Here is a 16,529-nt window from a genome sequence, read left to right as displayed (position 1 = left end):
ATGAAATTGGAGGCTTTTCAAGCATGAAATTATTAATTGGTGGATACACCAAAAAAAAGGCAACGGGAATTTATGAGCTGCCGCTTACTCCGGCTACTAATGGCGTGGAAATGCAAATGGGACCAGCAAAAGAAGTAATCCAAGTTGGTGGACCTACTTATTTTGTTCAAGATGGCAACCTCATTTTTACCATTAACAATGCTGGAGCAAAAGGTGGAATCAGTTCTTTCGAGTTAGTTAATGGCAAATATTCAGAAAAGGACTCTTATTTAACTCCAGGATCTTCACCAGCCTATATTGGAATTAACCGCGAAAAGAAATTACTATATACGGCAAATTACCATACGGCTGTACTTAGTGTATTTTCATACGATGATGAGGGTAAACTGACTTTTTTAGATTCCGTAACTCATACGGCAGATACTCTTGGTCCCTGTCCAGAACAAGCAGATGGCCCTCACCCCCACTTTTTCGATCAAACACCACAAGGCAATTTAGTGAGTTGTGATCTAGGCAACGACTGTGTTGATTTTTACAGTTTCAAAAATAATAAGCTGAATCACCTGGCTAAATATCAAAACGAGCCAGGTTTTGGCACACGCCATATTGTATTTAGTCCTGATGGTAATTATTTTTATGTTATCGGTGAGCTTTCAAGTAAAGTTAACTTAGTTAAGTTCGATGAGACCCACTGGAATTTTAAAAACATTGCTACTTATTCAACTATTCCTGATGATTTTTCTGACCACAACGGCGCAGCTGCCATCAAAATTAGCCATGATGGTAAATTTATTTATACTTCCAACCGTGGTCATGATACTATCACTGTTTTTGCAGTTAATGATGACCATACCCTGCAACTACGTCAGAGAATTTCAACTTTTGGTGAATTTCCTCGTGATTTTAACTGGGACAAAGATGAAAAATATGTGGTGGCAACCAACCAAAATTCAGATAATGCCACTTTATATACACGAGATGCTGAAAATGGTTGTTTGACACCAGTTCAAAAAAATATTTTTGTTCCCGAAGGTACTCGCGTACTTTTTAGTGAATAAAATTTGTAAAATAAATAAAAGAGTTGTCTAACACAAGACAACTCTTTTATTTCTCTAAAGATCTATTAAAGTCTCTGCCATAATTTTTGCATATCAGGTGCATCAGGAATTTCAATACTAATTTGCTGGCTTTTAGTAAATGGATCAGGAAAGCCCAAATAAAAGCAGTTGAGTGCCTGGCGTTTAAACTCATCATTAACGCCATATAGAGGATCACCATACAAAGGATGACCCAAATATTGCATATGTATGCGAATCTGGTGAGTTCGACCGGTATATAGGCGCAGTTCGACTAAACTGGCCCCACTTTTTTGAGCAATCACTTTATAAGCAGTTTTAGCATTCTTGCCAGTGGAATCAATGCTGCGCACAATTGAGGTTCCTTTGCGGCCAATTGGCTGATCTATCATTCCTGTCAATTCTTCTGGTGCAAAATTGCCATGAACTATTGCGTGATATTTTTTAATAAATTGAGCTTTATCAATCTGGCTAAACCGAGCATGAGCAATAGCATTTTTCCCAACCAGAACCAGGCCAGAAGTATCACGATCTAGTCGCGTCACTATGTGCGGTTTAACGTCAACTTCTTCTTTACTGTTAAAATAACCTAAAACTTGGTTAACTAAAGCATCGTCATCATAACGAGATGGAATTGACAAAATGCCAGCTGGTTTATTCACTACCAAATAATTTTCAGTTTCCCGTATGACTGCTAGCGGCTTCTTTGAGGGGACTAGCCAGGGATTGGTCTTCTCTTTTCCCGGAATAAAGATTACTTCATCACCTTGATGCAACAGGTAGTTGGTGAAACGCCTTCTATGGTTTACCAAAAGCATGCCGCCGGAATTTTTAGCATTATTCACAGCTCTTTTTGAAAAACCGCTTTGCAGTAAAAAAGCTCCTAATTTCTTGGGAACTTTGTCTTGTACAATTACTTTAAATAGTGTCATCTTTATCTCCAATAAAGGCGCTCTGAACACGAGACCAAAAATGAGTATGCCCAAAGCGATCAAAATGAATTTCCTTACTAGAAATACGATACTCAATTTGTTTAGCATTGCGGACATTAATGCGGTGACCATCAACAGTCAAAACACAGTGATCAGCATTTGGTATGATAGTAATCCACTGCTCTGGTGCCAGCACTATTGGCGAAGATAGTGATCTGAAAATTCGGTTATTAATTGAGGCGATTTCTGCCATTTGCAAGGCTTTAAGTCTTGGGTGAATCACTGCACCACCAAGTGATTTATTATAACCGGTTGAACCAGTAGGAGTTGATATACATAAGCCATCTCCCCGAAAATTTTCAAACAATTGATCATCAATATAGACTTTTGCTTCTAATGTATGCGATACCCGTTTGACTGCAGATTCATTTAAGGCCAAAAAATGTTTCTTTTCATTCGCTTCGGTTAAAAGTTCTACTTCCAAAAGCGGATAATTTGCAGATTCCGGCTCTCTTAAAAGTAATGCATCTACCATTTTATCTACTTCTGGGCCACGCCAATCAGTGTAAAAACCTAAGTGCCCAGTGTGGATACCAATAAAGCGAATAGAACTAATTTGATTTTCATAACGGTGAAAAGCATTGATTAAAGTACCATCACCTCCGACAGTAATGACAACATCGGGGTATTTAGCATCAAAAACAATGCCCTCTTTGGCTTCCAACAGTTTTCGCAAGTGCGCCACAACTTTTAGCGTTTCAGGATTGGTGTTATGGGCAATTGTAATTCTCATTATTTTTCCTTACCCTTATTTTTGGTAAAAACCTTTTGAGCTTCCTGCACTTCATCTTTTATTAAAGACATTTCTTCATCAAGTTTATATGCTGTTTCCGCAGTAGATTTTAGTCTTTTAGAAATATCTTCTGGATAAGAACCTTGATATTTATAATTAAGAGTGTGCTCAACAGTAGCCCAAAAGTTCATAGCTAAAGTTCTGATTTGAATTTCTGCCAGCAACTTTTTAGGACCATTTGGCAAATAAACCGTATAAGAAATAACCATATGATAGGAGCGATAGCCTGAAGGTTTGGCGTTTTTAACATAATCACGTTCTTCAATGACTTCCATATCATCACGTGCATGTATTAAGTCTACCACCTTATAAATATCATCGACAAATTGACAAACTATCCTAATACCTGCAATGTCCTGCATATCGGTTTCGATCACGTCGAAACTGATTACACGCCTTTGCATCTTTTCTTTAATTGAGTCGACAGTTTTAACCCTGCCAACTACAAATTCTATTGGGGAATGTTCCCTTTGCGTTAAAAAACTTTGTCTTAGAGAACGAAATTTCACTTTCAATTCTCGGACGGCCTCTTCATAAGGCCATAAAAAATTATCCCAATCATTATTCATAGAAATAACCCTTTCTCAAACAGCATATCCATTTTAACATAAATTATATGATAGCAATTTCATATGACTAATAGCTTTAATAAAAGAAGCCGTTTTTTTCTATACAGCTTATATAATACCTTGTTTGATAAAGTTTTTTCTTGCATATTAAAGCTTTTAAGATTATGATAATTTTATTAATTCAGTATAGCCTATACTTTAATAGTTTTGCTGTCTTTTCTATAATTACGCAGAAACAGCAATTTTGACAATATGTCAATAAAAAAACTATACTTTCTTAATTAGTAGCATGGAACAAAAAGTAAATTCTATCACTGAATTTGGATGGGGAATTATTATGTCGAAGAATAATGAAATTGAAGCAAAAATTATCCTGCCAAAGACAATCTATCACAAGCTTTGCCATGATTTTGCTCCAAAAAGCTGTTTTAAACAGGAAAATTATTATTTTGATACCAAAGATGGTTTGCTAAAACAAAATCATATCAGTTGCCGCATTCGTCTTTTTGCTGATCATGCAGAACAAACACTTAAAGTTCCGAATGATGATCCCGTGCAGCACCAGTTTCATGAAGCAATCGAAATTAATGATGAGCTAAAACTAGCTGAAGCTAAAGCGCTGGTAAAAAAGGGGAGCAAAAATTTGCCAATCACTTTTAAATACACCATAGGAGACTACCTAAACGAGCACTTTTCAGACCAATTAAAGCTCAACTTGCAAACATTCAGTAAAACTAAGCGTATTTTAGCAATGGGTCCTGAAAATTGTGAATTAACATTTGATGATAGTACCTATCCTGACAACTATGAGGACTTTGAAATAGAGATTGAAAATCCTCATCCCCAATTAATTGCCCAAGTTCTGTTAGACTTAAAAAAGAAATATCATTTTACGCAAAATTCTGCTAATACTAATCAAGCAAAAATTGCACGCGCTTACAAGCATCGTGATAAAATATAGTCTAATGAGTAAATTTCTAAAAAGGATAGATAATTAGATTTACAAATAATCAGTATTGGAGGAGTCTGATCATGTTCGAAATTTTTCTCTTTGTCAATCCCGTTGGCATTTACTGCTATAACACAGAAGTTTTAATTCAAGATGCAATCGCTGAGCTTAATATCAACTCTTCTTTTAACTTCGTTCCTATCATTAATTCAAAAGTTATCAAAGAAGATATTATCAGAAGAAAAAAGAGCGGCCAAAGAATACTAGATATCCCGCAGTACACAATTGCTTCATTTCAAGCTTTACGAAATTACCATGCAATTAAGTTCGAATATGGCAACAAAAAGGCTCGAGCCTACCTAGTTGCTTTACAACAAGCTATCAGCGGTGATTTTAATAAATATTCTGAACAATTACCGCGAAAAATTGCTCAAGATTTAAATTTAAATTTTGATCGTATTACAGATCGCAGGATTGCTCCTTATGTAGATAATTCCATTCGCCAAGATAAGGAACTTGCCCATCAGTTTAATGTTTGTAACATTCCTACAACTATTATTTTTAATGAAAGCGGCAATTACAGTGGAGTAATGCTTGAAGGGATTTTGGCTCATGATAAGTTGATTCGACTTTTTAAAAATACTGGTTGTATTACAAAGGAAGACCAAGATTATTATCCTGCTAGGCACTTACGCCTGATCTAAAAATTTACTTGCATTATCTGGCGAATTAATTTTACGAAAATTGCTAAATACCCAAGGCGGCAAATCATCAATGGTTTGCCGCCTTTTATATAAGTTATTTGCAATCTTCATGCCATTAAGACTTTTTTGCATAAGCTGCATTTTTAGATATTGTTTTTGTTTTGCCGAATCAATATGGTATTTCCGTAAAGCTGGCCTAAAGTGCCACAGCTTTTTTAATCCCTTGGCATTTATAGTAAAATTCTGTTTCTGCCAATGAATTTTATTAGTCAGCGGCTCAAGCAAAACGTTATATTTCAAACTGATAACTAGCTTATCAGGATTAATTTCCAAATAATAATCATGCCAAGGTTTATTCCTTCGAAAAAAGATAAGTTGCGATTTTTTGATATATTGTCCTAAAAAATGTCTCTTTCCCACTATCCAGATATCTTTCACGCCTATTTGCCGATATAAAAGATGACGATGACGAAATTCAGATTTGTTGAGCGGAGCACATTGAATTTCAAATGCTAAATTTGGGCTTGCTAAGATATCAGCGCGTAATTGACCATTAGCTAATTGAACCTCCATCTGTGCGTTAAAATGGGCTGCTCTTAAAGCTGTGGTCAATAAGCTTTTACTTTGTGCATGCTCTTTATTTTCTCCACTTAAATTAACTTCACTCGGGATATGCTTAAAATAGGGTGTTTTACTATTATTTATCAGCTGGACTTCTCGATAACACTGAGGACAAAAATATTGCCTTTTTATATTCTTTTCACTTATCCGAGCTTCTGCTACAGCTAAAACTAAAACATTATTCAACAATGCCGCGTACATAATCATCACCTAATAATAAGTACGCAAAAGGGGCAGGATTTTACCTGCCCCCTTTTATTTTGCTATCTGGCATTTTAATTAATATCACTAAAATAATCTTGCAGCTTCTCTAAAGCTTCATGCGCTATCAAACATTTGCCATTAATGCGCACACGAGCCATTTCACTAGCTTTAACTTTAATACCATATTCATTTGCAATTGCCCATGCATCAGCTGGCCTTATTTCCAAGTAATCTTGATCAGTAAAGATTAACTCTAAGTAAAATTTACCGCGTTCAAAATAAAGACTGGAAGCCAAATCGTCTGCTTGAAGACTATCAGCCAGTTCAACTACCTGATTGAGGTCATTAAAACTATATGCCTGCTTTTTTTGCAGTTTCCAAAACTCTTTCTTCACCTTGGAGTGACCAGAGATTGCAGAACTAGTCGATTCGTCTTTATCGTTTTCATCTTCCTCAGGTTCTAAGTCGAGAAAAGACTTGCGAACATCATTCGTCTTTTTATTATTGTCAGTAAAACCATTATCAAATAACTGGGCCAGGTTATTCCGATCTTTGGCCGTAACTTTAGTGATGAGTAAATCAAGCCCACCATTATTAGGCATTACTTGAAAAGTAACAGGTGCATCTTGACTAAAAGAATGATCGGTATCAATTTCGTCTAAAATTGAATAAAAGAAATGCTGAATTTTATTTTTATCACCCAGTAAATCCAAAACTTTAAGACCACGATTTGCTAATTCTTGTTTACCTATTCTCACGCGAATCGTATTTTTGTTTATATGATCTACTTGCATGAGTTCTCACCTCCATCAGATGCTTTGTTCTATTGTAGCGTACTTTACTCATAAAATAAAAGCGTTAGTTTAAAAAACTGATGTGAACCCCAAAATTAGGACACTTTATATTAGCTGCTAACTGAGGACTAACTGCCGATATTCAAGCGGAGTTAGTCCTTTTAGTTTGATCTTGATTCTTTTCTGATTGTAATACTCAATGTAGTCTCTAATCGCATCTTCCAGTTCAGTGAGATTCTTATATTGCTTTTCAAAGCCATAAAACATTTCTCGTTTGAGTATCCCGAAGAAGCCTTCCATTAACCCATCATCAAGCGAATTGCCCTTGCGTGACATTGACTGGCTAATGCCATGGTTTTTCAGCCACGCTTGAAATTGCGGGTGTTGGTACTGCCAGCCTTGATCTGTGTGAAAGATCAAACCATTTAGTGCCGGATGTTTGTCCCAGGCCTTTCTTAACATATCCATGGTCTGCTTAAGATTAGGGCTGCGGGAAATAGTATAGGAAACAATCTCTTGGGTGCAGCCATCAATGATCGGTGATAAATAGGTCTTTTGCCCCTTGAGCTTAAACTCAGTTATATCTGAATACCATTTGTGATTGGGATAAACCGCACTGAAGCTGCGTTTAATCAGGTCAGGCTTAATCGGACCCTGAGTGCCGCGATAGCTGCTGTATTTGTGCCAGCGTTTACTGACTATGCCAAACAATTTCAGCTTGTTCATTAAGCGCTGCACCTTTTTATGATTGACTAATAAACCGCGACGCCTAAGCTCTGCAGTAATGCGGCGATAGCCATAGCGGTGCTTGTGTTCTTCATAAATAGCTTTGATTTCAGCCATTATTTCTCGATTGTCCCGCTCTTTGTCCTTCTTCTTTAAAGTGTAGTAATAATTACTGCGGGATAGATGGGGCAGATTGGGATTGGCATTAATGGTATCAAGAATAAAAGTTACGCTGACTTTAAGCTCGCGCCTTAGTTGGGTAACTGCCTGGGCTATTTCCGCGGCTTGCGGTTCTTGGTCCGCTGGTCGACTAAGACGCTCAATTTTTTTACGAATTCGTTCTCGATTTTCAGCTTCAAGTTCTGCTGGCGTAAGCGTTCGTTCTCTTGCTTGAGCCGATGATTTTCCTGTTTGATCAGCTGTTCTCTTTTGGTCATGGGGCGGTCGTCCTCTCTGCTTGTTAACGATATTATACCCATTTTTACGATATTCGCGCAGCCAATTAGACAACATGCCACGACTTTTTAAACCTAAATCTAGTGCTACGTGATAAAGGGGTTCATGGTCAACTATGATTCGCTTGAGAGCTTGCTCCTTAAAATTACTTGTATAAGCAGTGTAAGGCTGATCTAAAATGGCTAGACCGTGACGGTCAATTAAAGCCAACAAGTAACCAATATTAGTCCTGCCAACCCGATAACGCTGACTTAGCTCAGCAGGGCTGATTTGATAATCGTGCCAAAGATGATAGATTTCAATTTTATCTTGTTTAGATAATTTAGACATAAAGATGACCCCCAAATTTGTCCTAAATTTGGGGGTCATATCAAACCAACGCTTTTATTTTAAACTTACCTGATTTATAAGTCAGCTATCTTTTGCATTTCTTCAAGTTCGAGACGGCGTACTTTTCTAGGTAAAAAGCGCCTAATCTCATCTTCATTATATCCAACCTGTAAACGACGGTCATCCATAATAATAGGACGTCTTAACAAACTTGGATTCTTTTCTACCAGATCAAGCAATTGATCAATTGACATGTCATCCAGATTAACTTTAAGTTGCTGAAATGCTCTTGAACGAGTTGAAATAATTTCTTCGGTACCATTTTCAGTCATGCGCAAAATTTGCAACAATTCATCTTTTGTTAACGGTTCAGAAAAAATATTTCTTTCCTTAAAAGGAATGTCGTGCTTCTTTAACCAGGCCTTCGCTTTACGACAAGATGTACAGCTTGGAGAGATATATAAATTTACCATATATTTCACGCTCCCTTAATTAGTATCTATATAATTATATCATACTACTTCCTTTTTGTAAGTAGTTTTTTCAACTAATTTTATTATTATAGTATCTTTTAAACGTGAATATTCTGTGAACTTTTTATCAAGAAAAAATAAAGAAATAAAAAAGAATACATAATTTTTTGCTAATGTATCCTTTTTTTATTATTATTAGTTATTTACTTTCTTCATTAGGTCACTAACCAATTTCTCATTTTCTTCAGCAGTTTCTGAAACATAACAAGCTTTATTGGCTAATTCCTTAATATCTGCAGTATTGAGCTTCTTCATTAAGCTTCTAATACGCAAAATTGAAGTAGCACTCATTGAGTACTCATCTAAGCCCATTGAAAGCAAAATTGGAAACATGGTACTGTCCCCGGCAGCTTCGCCACACATGCCACACCAAATGTTGTTTTCATGCGCTGCATCAATCGTGTGCTTAATTAAACGTAAAACAGATGGGTTTGCCGGTTGATAAAGGTAAGAAACATTATCATTGCCCCTATCAGCGGCCATTGTATACTGAATTAAGTCATTAGTACCAATTGAGAAGAAATCAACTTCTTTGGCAAATTGATCAGCTAAAACTGCTGCAGCCGGAACTTCAATCATCATTCCGACTTCTAAGTTCGAACCAATCTTAACGCCTTTTGTAACTAACTTGTCTTTTTCTTCACCCAAAATTGCTTTAGCCTTACGCAACTCATTCAGAGTACCAATCATTGGGAACATAATGCCCAACTTGCCATAAGCTGATGCACGCAATAAAGCACGAAGCTGTGTCCGGAAAATCTGTTCATTTTGCAGTGAAAGTCTAATGGCGCGCACACCCAAGAACGGGTTCATTTCTTCTGGTAAATCCCAATAATCAAGGTGCTTATCACCACCAATATCCATGGTTCTGATAATTACCTGCTTACCATGCATACCTTCAATGACTTCCTTATAGGCTTCAAATTGTTCATCCTCAGTTGGGAAGTCCTTTGAATCCATATATAAGAATTCGGTTCTGTAAAGACCAACAGCTTCAGCACCATTATCGTTTACACCCTTCATGTCATTTGGCGTACCAATATTAGCAGCAATTGTAAACCTTTTACCGTCTGCAGTAACTGAAGGCTCGTTCTTTAATTTTTCCCACTCAGCTTTTTGTTGCAAAAAGTCAGAACTCTTCTGTTTATATTCAGCAACTTGACTGTCAGTAGGCTTAACAACTACATCACCGCTTAGACCGTCAACAGCAATAGTGTCGCCGTTTTCAACATCCTTGGTAATTGAATCAGTACCTACAACTGCTGGCAATTCAAGTGAACGTGCCATAATAGCAGAATGCGCAGTTCTTCCACCGATATCAGTAACAAAACCCTTAACAAATTTTTTGTTAAGTTGGGCAGTGTCACTAGGAGTTAAGTCATGAGCAACCACAATAACTTCGTGATCAATTGAAGCTGGGTTTGGTAATTCCTTGCCCAACAAGTGAGCCATAATTCTCTTAGAAACATCACGCACATCAGCAGCACGCTGCTGCATATAAGTGTTATCAGTCATTCCTTCAAAAATACTGATAAACTTTTGTGCAGTTTCGTCAAGTGCAGCTTCACTGTTTACTTTTTGTTCCTTGATTTCGTTTTCAATGGCACCAGTAAATTCAGGATCGTTCAAGATCATAAGGTGAGCTTCAAAGACTTGAGCTTCGTCTTCACCTAAACTCTTTTTTGCACTATCACGAATTTTTTCAACTTCAGCAGTCGATACTGAAATTGCTTTCTTATAGCGTGCTAATTCACTTTCAACGTCGCTAACTGTGGATTTTGAAAATGAAAGATCAGGTTCAACCAAGAGATAAGCTGGTGCTACAGCAATACCATCACTAGCAGCAATTCCTTTTAATGTCTTGGTCATTATTCAGCTAAGCCCTCTTTTTTCATAGTCTCTGAAATAGCGTTAATTGCATCTTTTTCGTCGTCACCACTAGCACTGATAGTAACATCGGCATTTTTGCCAACACCAAGTGACATAACGCCCATAATTGACTTTAAATTAACTGACTTACCATTGTATTCCAAATTGATATCTGAACCAAATTTAGAAGCAGCTTGTACTAGCAATGTAGCTGGACGAGCATGAATACCTGTTTCTGCAACAACATGAAAATCGCGTTTTTCCATTATATATATCTCCTTTGAATTCAAAAAATCAAACCGGTAATAAATACCTATTCGCCTACTTAGACTATCATTTTTTTGTGAATTAGACAACATAAATGTAACAGTTTACATCATTAAACTTCAGATTTCGATTTTGAATAAATTATTTTACCACCTCGCAATGCTTTCCCTGTAATATTTTGCCTTTTTTCAAAGGACCTTAATGCTGCTTGAAATTCAAAAGCATTTTTTGGCTCAACTTCATAATGATCGAGTTCGCCATTTGCTAATTGCACAAGAATTTTTTGATAATCCAAAAACTATCACCACTTTTTAATCAATTTTGTTTATGCAATCATCTGATCTTGCACTTATATTTTATCATATTAACGTTACTTACAAATAATAAGATTCAAGTTTTAGCACTTGATTATTGCGAGTGCTAATTATATAATTTAGTAAACTGATATGAAAGGCGGTAATACAATTGCTTTGTCAAAACTGTCAAAAACGACCAGCTTCCATTCATCTTTTTGCAAAGGTTAACGGACAAAGTCGTGAAATTAATTTGTGTGGACAATGTTATCAACAACTTAAACAACAAGGAAATATTAATATGAACAATGATAATAACGACTTCTTTGGTGATTTCAGCGACCTGTTTAATTATAACGGCAATGCGGGAAATCCAGGTGATCCCAGAATGGGCAATGGGAATCCAGGAAACGTCAATAACGGCAACAATGGTGCTGGGGGCGGACGCTCACTTCTTGATCAGTATGGAACCGATCTTACTGCTCTAGCCAGAAAAGGTAAAATCGACCCAGTTATTGGACGCGATAAAGAAATTGCGCGTGTCATTGAAATACTGAATCGCAGAACCAAGAACAACCCTGTCCTAATCGGTGAAGCCGGTGTTGGTAAAACTGCCGTGGTCGAAGGCTTAGCTCAGCAAATTGTCGATGGCTCAGTACCTGCCAAGCTGCAAGATAAAAGAATAATATCACTAAATGTTGTTTCTTTAGTTCAAGGTACAGGTATTCGTGGTCAATTTGAACAGCGTATGCAGCAACTGCTTAAAGAAGTTCAAGGCCATGATGATATTATCCTCTTTATTGACGAGATTCATGAAATCGTTGGTGCGGGTAATGCCGAAGGCGGAATGGATGCAGGTAACATCATTAAACCTGCTCTTGCTCGTGGTGACTTGCAACTTGTTGGTGCTACCACATTAAAAGAATACCGGGAAATTGAGAAAGACTCTGCTTTAGCAAGAAGATTCCAGCCTGTTGACGTCAAAGAGCCTTCTGTTGCAGAAACAATCCGCATTTTAAAGGGTATTCAAAAGCGCTACGAAGACTATCATCATGTTCATTATACTGACGATGCCATCAAGGCGGCAGCAGAATTATCTGAGCGTTACATTCAAGATCGCTTTTTACCTGACAAAGCCATTGACTTGTTAGATGAAGCAGGTTCAAGAATGAACTTGACAATTCCTTACGTCGACAAGGAAAAAATGAAGGAACGGATTGATGCGGCCCAGAAATTAAAACAAGAATCCCTAAAGAATGAAGATTATGAAAAAGCTGCATACTACCGCGACCAAATCGAAAAATATAACAAGATGAAGGATCAAAAGGTTGATCCGGACAAATCTCCTATTATTACCAGCAAGATCATGAACAAGATTGTTGAAGAAAAAACCGGCATCCCTGTTGGTGATTTACAAAAGCAAGAAGAAAACCAGTTACAAAACTTGGCACCAAATCTTAAGGCACACGTTATTGGTCAAGATAAGGCAGTCGATAAACTGGCTCGTGCAATTCGGCGTAACCGTATTGGCTTTAATAAATCCGGCAGACCTATCGGCTCCTTCCTCTTTGTGGGACCGACTGGTGTAGGTAAAACCGAATTAGCTAAGCAGTTAGCTCGGCAAATGTTTGGTTCAGAAAATGCCTTAATTCGCTTCGATATGTCAGAATATATGGAATCATATTCTGTTTCCAAGTTAATTGGTTCAGCACCTGGTTACGTAGGCTATGAAGAGGCCGGGCAACTAACAGAACGAGTTAGACGTCATCCATACAGTTTGATTTTACTTGACGAAATTGAAAAAGCTGATCCAGCTGTTATGAATCTTTTCTTACAGATTTTAGATGATGGTCGCTTAACTGATTCTCAAGGTAGAACTGTATCATTCAAGGATACGATTATTATCATGACCTCTAATGCTGGTCAAGGCATTAAGAACACCAGTGTTGGATTCACCGCTGAAAATTCTGCAGACCAACCAGATTCTGCCAGAAATTCAATGAGTCAATTCTTCAAGCCAGAATTTTTAAACCGGTTGGATGATGTGATTGAATTCAACGAACTGACTAAGGATGACTTAGTAAAAATTGTTAATTTGATGCTTGACGATGTAAACAGCATGGTTAAAAATCAAGGAATGCATATTAACGTTACCGAGGATGCTAAAAAGAAATTAGTTGATGAAGGATATAGTCCTGAAATGGGCGCAAGACCATTGCGTAGAACCATTCAGGAAGAAATTGAAGATAAAGTAGCTGACTATAAGCTTGATCATCCTGCAGTAAAGAATTTGCTAGCAAGTGTTTCTGAAGATAAGATTGTTATCAGTGAAGATGAGAACACTATTAGTTCGGCAAATGACACAACTAATAATTAAAGACGTCATTTTTTCTTAAGCATGATTATTGCAAAATATAATAATCATGCTTTTTATTAAAGAAAAAAGTTTATTTTAGTTGTATACTTAAATTAAAAAAAGAACTACTAGAAGAAACGGGTGAAATCCATGCATTTAATAGATGTAACCAATAGTTATAAAGACCTAGTTCATAGTCAATTAAATACGACCAACGTAAATTATGTCAAAGTTTACTCTCTAGGCAATACGTCCGTTATCTACACCGAAAGTGATCAAGCAATCGGAATTGTCTTGGAAAATCACAATCGACGTGTTCGTAAAGATGAAACGGACTTCGTTATTGAGCGACTTATTAAAGAAGAAAATCCTTCATATATGTTGACATTTGATAAAAGTCAACATGTAATTGAAATCCATATTGACAAATAAAAAAACTGGCTTAAAGCCAGTTTTTTGTTTACAATTTTTCAGTCAGTTTAACATCTGGGTATTTATCTTTGAAAAAGCGCTCCGCAAATTGATTTTCAAACAAGAACAGCGGTTGACCATAACGGTCTTTTACTAGTAAATTTCGACTGTTAGCCATAGCCGGATCAAGTTGCTCAGGATCAATCCAACGGGCTACTCTGTGACCAATATTAGTCATTTCAACATCAGAATTATATTCATTTTTCATTCTGAATTTAAAGACCTCAAATTGCAGTTGCCCAACAGCACCTAAGATATACTCATCAGTCTGATAATTCTGGTATAACTGAATTGCACCTTCTTGAACTAATTGAACCATACCCTTATGAAAGGATTTCTGTTTCATAACATTCTTAGCAGTAACTCGTACGAAAAGTTCAGGAGTAAATTCAGGCAGTGGCGGATAAACCACTTTATGTTTGCCGGCATAAATACTGTCACCTATTTGAAAATTACCAGTATCATACAAACCAACAATATCTCCTGCTACAGCATCGGAAACCTGCATTCTTTCACTAGACATAAATTCGGTAGCATTATTGAGACGAATTGGCTTGCCAGTGCGAGCCAAAGTTACATCTAGTCCTTTTTTAAACTCACCGCTGCCAATACGCACAAAGGCAATCCGGTCCCGGTGATGAGGATTCATATTAGCTTGAATTTTAAATACAAAACCGGAAAATTCTTCATTATCAGGGGCTAAGTCTTCAGTACCGTTAACTTTATGACCGGCTGGTGCAGGAGCCATTTTGACAAAACTCTGCAAAAAAGTTTCAACACCAAAATTAGTCAGAGCAGAGCCGAAGAATACTGGAGTCTGATCGCCGCGAGCAATTTTTTGCAAATCAAATTGATTTCCAGCTTCTTTAATTAAGTCAATTTCTCCTAATGTATCTTGAAATTGGGGATTCTGACTAAATGGTTCACTAGCTGGCAGTTTACCGTCTTTATCTAAAGGCAAAAAGCGGTCAGGTCCATCCTTGTGATACATTTCAATCTGATTGTTAGCAATATCATATAAACCTTGTAAGGTTTGACCTGAACCAATTGGCCAATTCATAGCCACACCCTCAATGCCAAGTAAGTCTTCTAATTCGGCTATTAAATCAAGTGGTGGTCTACCATCACGGTCCAATTTATTCATAAAGGTAAAAATAGGAATGCCTCTTTGTTTTACGACCTTAAATAATTTTTTGGTTTGCGGTTCAATACCTTTAGCTGAGTCTATAACCATGACAGCCGAGTCAACTGCCATTAAAGTACGGTAAGTATCTTCTGAAAAATCTTCGTGTCCTGGGGTATCAAGAATATTTATTCTTTTTCCCTGATATTCAAATTGCATGACAGAACTGGTAACGGAAATACCACGTTGCTTTTCAATTTCCATCCAGTCACTAGTAGCATAATGACCACTTTTACGGGCCTTAACCGTCCCCGCGCTGCGAATTACACCACCAAAAAGAAGCATTTGCTCCGTAATCGTAGTTTTTCCGGCATCAGGGTGCGATATTATAGCAAATGTTCTTCTCTTATTTACTTTATTCAACAGTTCGTTACTCATTAAGTATTTTGTTCTTCCTTCTTCTTAGGTTTTTCTTCTGGCACAGTCAACAAAACCGTCATTAATCTGGAACGCATCATTCTTCTAGTAGTCAACACCATGCCATTATCTAATTTAACAGATAACTTTTCACCTTTTGCTGGTATTATGCCTAACTTTGTAATCATATAGCCGGCAATAGTATCTACATCTTCCATTTCCAGATCAGTGCCGAATTGCTCGTTAAATTCATCAAGAGGCATTTTACCATATATCACATATTTGTTAGGGGCAATCTGGTGAACCAAAACTTCCGTCTGATCCACTTCATCATCAATATTACCCACTATTTCTTCAATTATATCCTCAATGGTTGCAAGACCGACAACTCCACCATATTCATCAGTTAAAATAGCCAATTGCTGCTGAGTTTGTTGCATTTCTACTAAAAGCTCTCTGAGCTCCGTTGTTTCTGGTGCAAAAAGTGGCGGATTCATGACATCATCATAAGTAATATTATCAAAGCCCTTTTCCCACGCCTTACGCAAGACAGTTCGAATATGAATAATGCCTACTATTTTGTCTTTATCACGTCGATAAACCGGTATTCTGGAATATGGTTCACGCAGTATTTCTTTAAGATGGTCCTGCAAACTTTCCTGGCAATCTACCATAAAAGCATCAATTCGCGGCACCATTACCTCACGTACCATCCGTCCCTGAAAATCCAAAACTGCATTTAACATTGTAAATTCATTGTCACTAAGCTTTTTTTGCTCGTGTAAATTAGCAATTTCTGTAATTAAGTGCTCTCTTGTTTCTTCATCATTTGTAGGGGAAAATTTATTTTTGAAACGCTCAAATAAATTCCCCTTGTCGGGGTCGCTAGCCATTTGTGTGCTCTCTTTCTTAAAATAACGTATTAAATACCAACATTATATCATGTACGCACACAATATGTTAGAATAGCACGTAAGAAATGAGGT

At 37.0% G+C, this 16,529-nt stretch carries 17 protein-coding genes; 5 read left to right on the top strand and 12 right to left on the bottom strand.

Features of this window, described 5'->3' with window-relative positions; genetic code table 11:
* Positions 1-23 precede the first annotated feature (23 nt).
* On the top strand, positions 24-1,058 hold the full coding sequence (locus tag Q0R51_RS05635) for a lactonase family protein (protein ID WP_122025834.1): 1,035 nt from the start codon (positions 24-26) through the stop codon (positions 1,056-1,058).
* Between the two features lie 65 nt (positions 1,059-1,123).
* Here Q0R51_RS05635 and Q0R51_RS05630 read toward each other — a convergent pair whose 3' ends face one another.
* From Q0R51_RS05630 to Q0R51_RS05620, 3 genes are read right to left on the bottom strand one after another with little or no spacing between them, the layout of a single operon-like run.
* Complete coding sequence (locus Q0R51_RS05630) at positions 1,124-2,008, bottom strand: RluA family pseudouridine synthase (RefSeq protein WP_294757257.1); 885 nt, start codon at positions 2,006-2,008, stop codon at positions 1,124-1,126.
* Positions 1,995-2,801 (bottom strand): NAD kinase, encoded by an 807-nt coding sequence (locus tag Q0R51_RS05625; RefSeq protein ID WP_122025832.1) that lies wholly within the window; start codon positions 2,799-2,801, stop codon positions 1,995-1,997. The genes Q0R51_RS05630 and Q0R51_RS05625 overlap by 14 nt, the downstream gene beginning before the upstream one ends.
* On the bottom strand, positions 2,801-3,430 hold the full coding sequence (locus Q0R51_RS05620; protein WP_294757254.1) for a GTP pyrophosphokinase family protein: 630 nt from the start codon (positions 3,428-3,430) through the stop codon (positions 2,801-2,803). The genes Q0R51_RS05625 and Q0R51_RS05620 overlap by 1 nt, the downstream gene beginning before the upstream one ends.
* Before the next feature lie 337 nt (positions 3,431-3,767).
* On the opposite strand from Q0R51_RS05620, the gene Q0R51_RS05615 reads away from it, so the two are divergent.
* Both Q0R51_RS05615 and Q0R51_RS05610 read left to right on the top strand, forming a co-directional pair.
* A complete protein-coding gene (locus Q0R51_RS05615) occupies positions 3,768-4,391 on the top strand; it encodes a CYTH domain-containing protein (protein WP_294757252.1) in 624 nt (207 codons plus the stop codon).
* A gap of 71 nt (positions 4,392-4,462) precedes the next feature.
* The gene (locus Q0R51_RS05610; protein ID WP_294757251.1) at positions 4,463-5,083 is read left to right on the top strand and encodes a DsbA family protein; all 621 of its coding nucleotides are present in this window, start codon (positions 4,463-4,465) and stop codon (positions 5,081-5,083) included.
* Here Q0R51_RS05610 and Q0R51_RS05605 read toward each other — a convergent pair.
* The 7 genes from Q0R51_RS05605 to Q0R51_RS05575 all read right to left on the bottom strand — a co-directional run bounded on the left by Q0R51_RS05605 (position 5,069) and on the right by Q0R51_RS05575 (position 11,178).
* Complete coding sequence (locus Q0R51_RS05605; RefSeq protein ID WP_294757249.1) at positions 5,069-5,905, bottom strand: competence protein CoiA; 837 nt, start codon at positions 5,903-5,905, stop codon at positions 5,069-5,071. The genes Q0R51_RS05610 and Q0R51_RS05605 overlap by 15 nt on opposite strands.
* A gap of 74 nt (positions 5,906-5,979) precedes the next feature.
* Entirely contained in the window at positions 5,980-6,702 is a 723-nt protein-coding gene (locus Q0R51_RS05600) for an adaptor protein MecA (RefSeq protein WP_294757247.1), read from the bottom strand.
* A gap of 117 nt (positions 6,703-6,819) precedes the next feature.
* On the bottom strand, positions 6,820-8,214 hold the full coding sequence (locus Q0R51_RS05595; protein WP_367178620.1) for an IS3 family transposase: 1,395 nt from the start codon (positions 8,212-8,214) through the stop codon (positions 6,820-6,822).
* Between the two features lie 74 nt (positions 8,215-8,288).
* On the bottom strand, positions 8,289-8,687 hold the full coding sequence (spxA, locus tag Q0R51_RS05590) for a transcriptional regulator SpxA (RefSeq protein WP_046324575.1): 399 nt from the start codon (positions 8,685-8,687) through the stop codon (positions 8,289-8,291).
* Between the two features lie 195 nt (positions 8,688-8,882).
* On the bottom strand, positions 8,883-10,616 hold the full coding sequence (gene ptsP / locus Q0R51_RS05585; RefSeq protein ID WP_294757245.1) for a phosphoenolpyruvate--protein phosphotransferase: 1,734 nt from the start codon (positions 10,614-10,616) through the stop codon (positions 8,883-8,885).
* Positions 10,616-10,882 carry a phosphocarrier protein HPr gene (locus tag Q0R51_RS05580; protein ID WP_046324573.1) on the bottom strand — a complete coding sequence of 89 codons (267 nt, stop codon included), beginning with the start codon at positions 10,880-10,882 and terminating at the stop codon, positions 10,616-10,618. The genes ptsP and Q0R51_RS05580 overlap by 1 nt, the downstream gene beginning before the upstream one ends.
* A 113-nt stretch (positions 10,883-10,995) precedes the next feature.
* Positions 10,996-11,178, bottom strand: a complete 183-nt coding sequence (locus Q0R51_RS05575) for a hypothetical protein (protein WP_181413642.1) — start codon at positions 11,176-11,178, stop codon at positions 10,996-10,998.
* Positions 11,179-11,348: 170 nt separating this feature from the next.
* Between Q0R51_RS05575 and Q0R51_RS05570 the strand changes: the two genes are divergently transcribed.
* Together Q0R51_RS05570 and Q0R51_RS05565 are read left to right on the top strand one after the other, a co-directional pair.
* Entirely contained in the window at positions 11,349-13,553 is a 2,205-nt protein-coding gene (locus Q0R51_RS05570) for an ATP-dependent Clp protease ATP-binding subunit (protein ID WP_294757243.1), read from the top strand.
* A 129-nt stretch (positions 13,554-13,682) separates the two neighbouring features.
* Positions 13,683-13,964, top strand: a complete 282-nt coding sequence (locus Q0R51_RS05565) for a DUF1827 family protein (protein ID WP_294757240.1) — start codon at positions 13,683-13,685, stop codon at positions 13,962-13,964.
* A gap of 28 nt (positions 13,965-13,992) precedes the next feature.
* Here Q0R51_RS05565 and Q0R51_RS05560 read toward each other — a convergent pair whose 3' ends face one another.
* Both Q0R51_RS05560 and Q0R51_RS05555 read right to left on the bottom strand, forming a co-directional pair.
* Positions 13,993-15,564 (bottom strand): peptide chain release factor 3, encoded by a 1,572-nt coding sequence (locus tag Q0R51_RS05560; protein ID WP_294757238.1) that lies wholly within the window; start codon positions 15,562-15,564, stop codon positions 13,993-13,995.
* Positions 15,564-16,436, bottom strand: a complete 873-nt coding sequence (locus tag Q0R51_RS05555; protein WP_294757237.1) for a hemolysin family protein — start codon at positions 16,434-16,436, stop codon at positions 15,564-15,566. Before Q0R51_RS05555 ends, Q0R51_RS05560 begins: the two co-directional genes overlap by 1 nt.
* Between the last annotated feature and the right edge of the window lie 93 nt (positions 16,437-16,529).

This window comes from uncultured Lactobacillus sp., from assembly GCF_946477725.1.
In the GTDB taxonomy this organism is placed as follows: domain Bacteria; phylum Bacillota; class Bacilli; order Lactobacillales; family Lactobacillaceae; genus Lactobacillus.
Note: the sequence above shows the minus strand (reverse complement) of the source record. Positions and strands in the feature narration are given on the sequence as shown.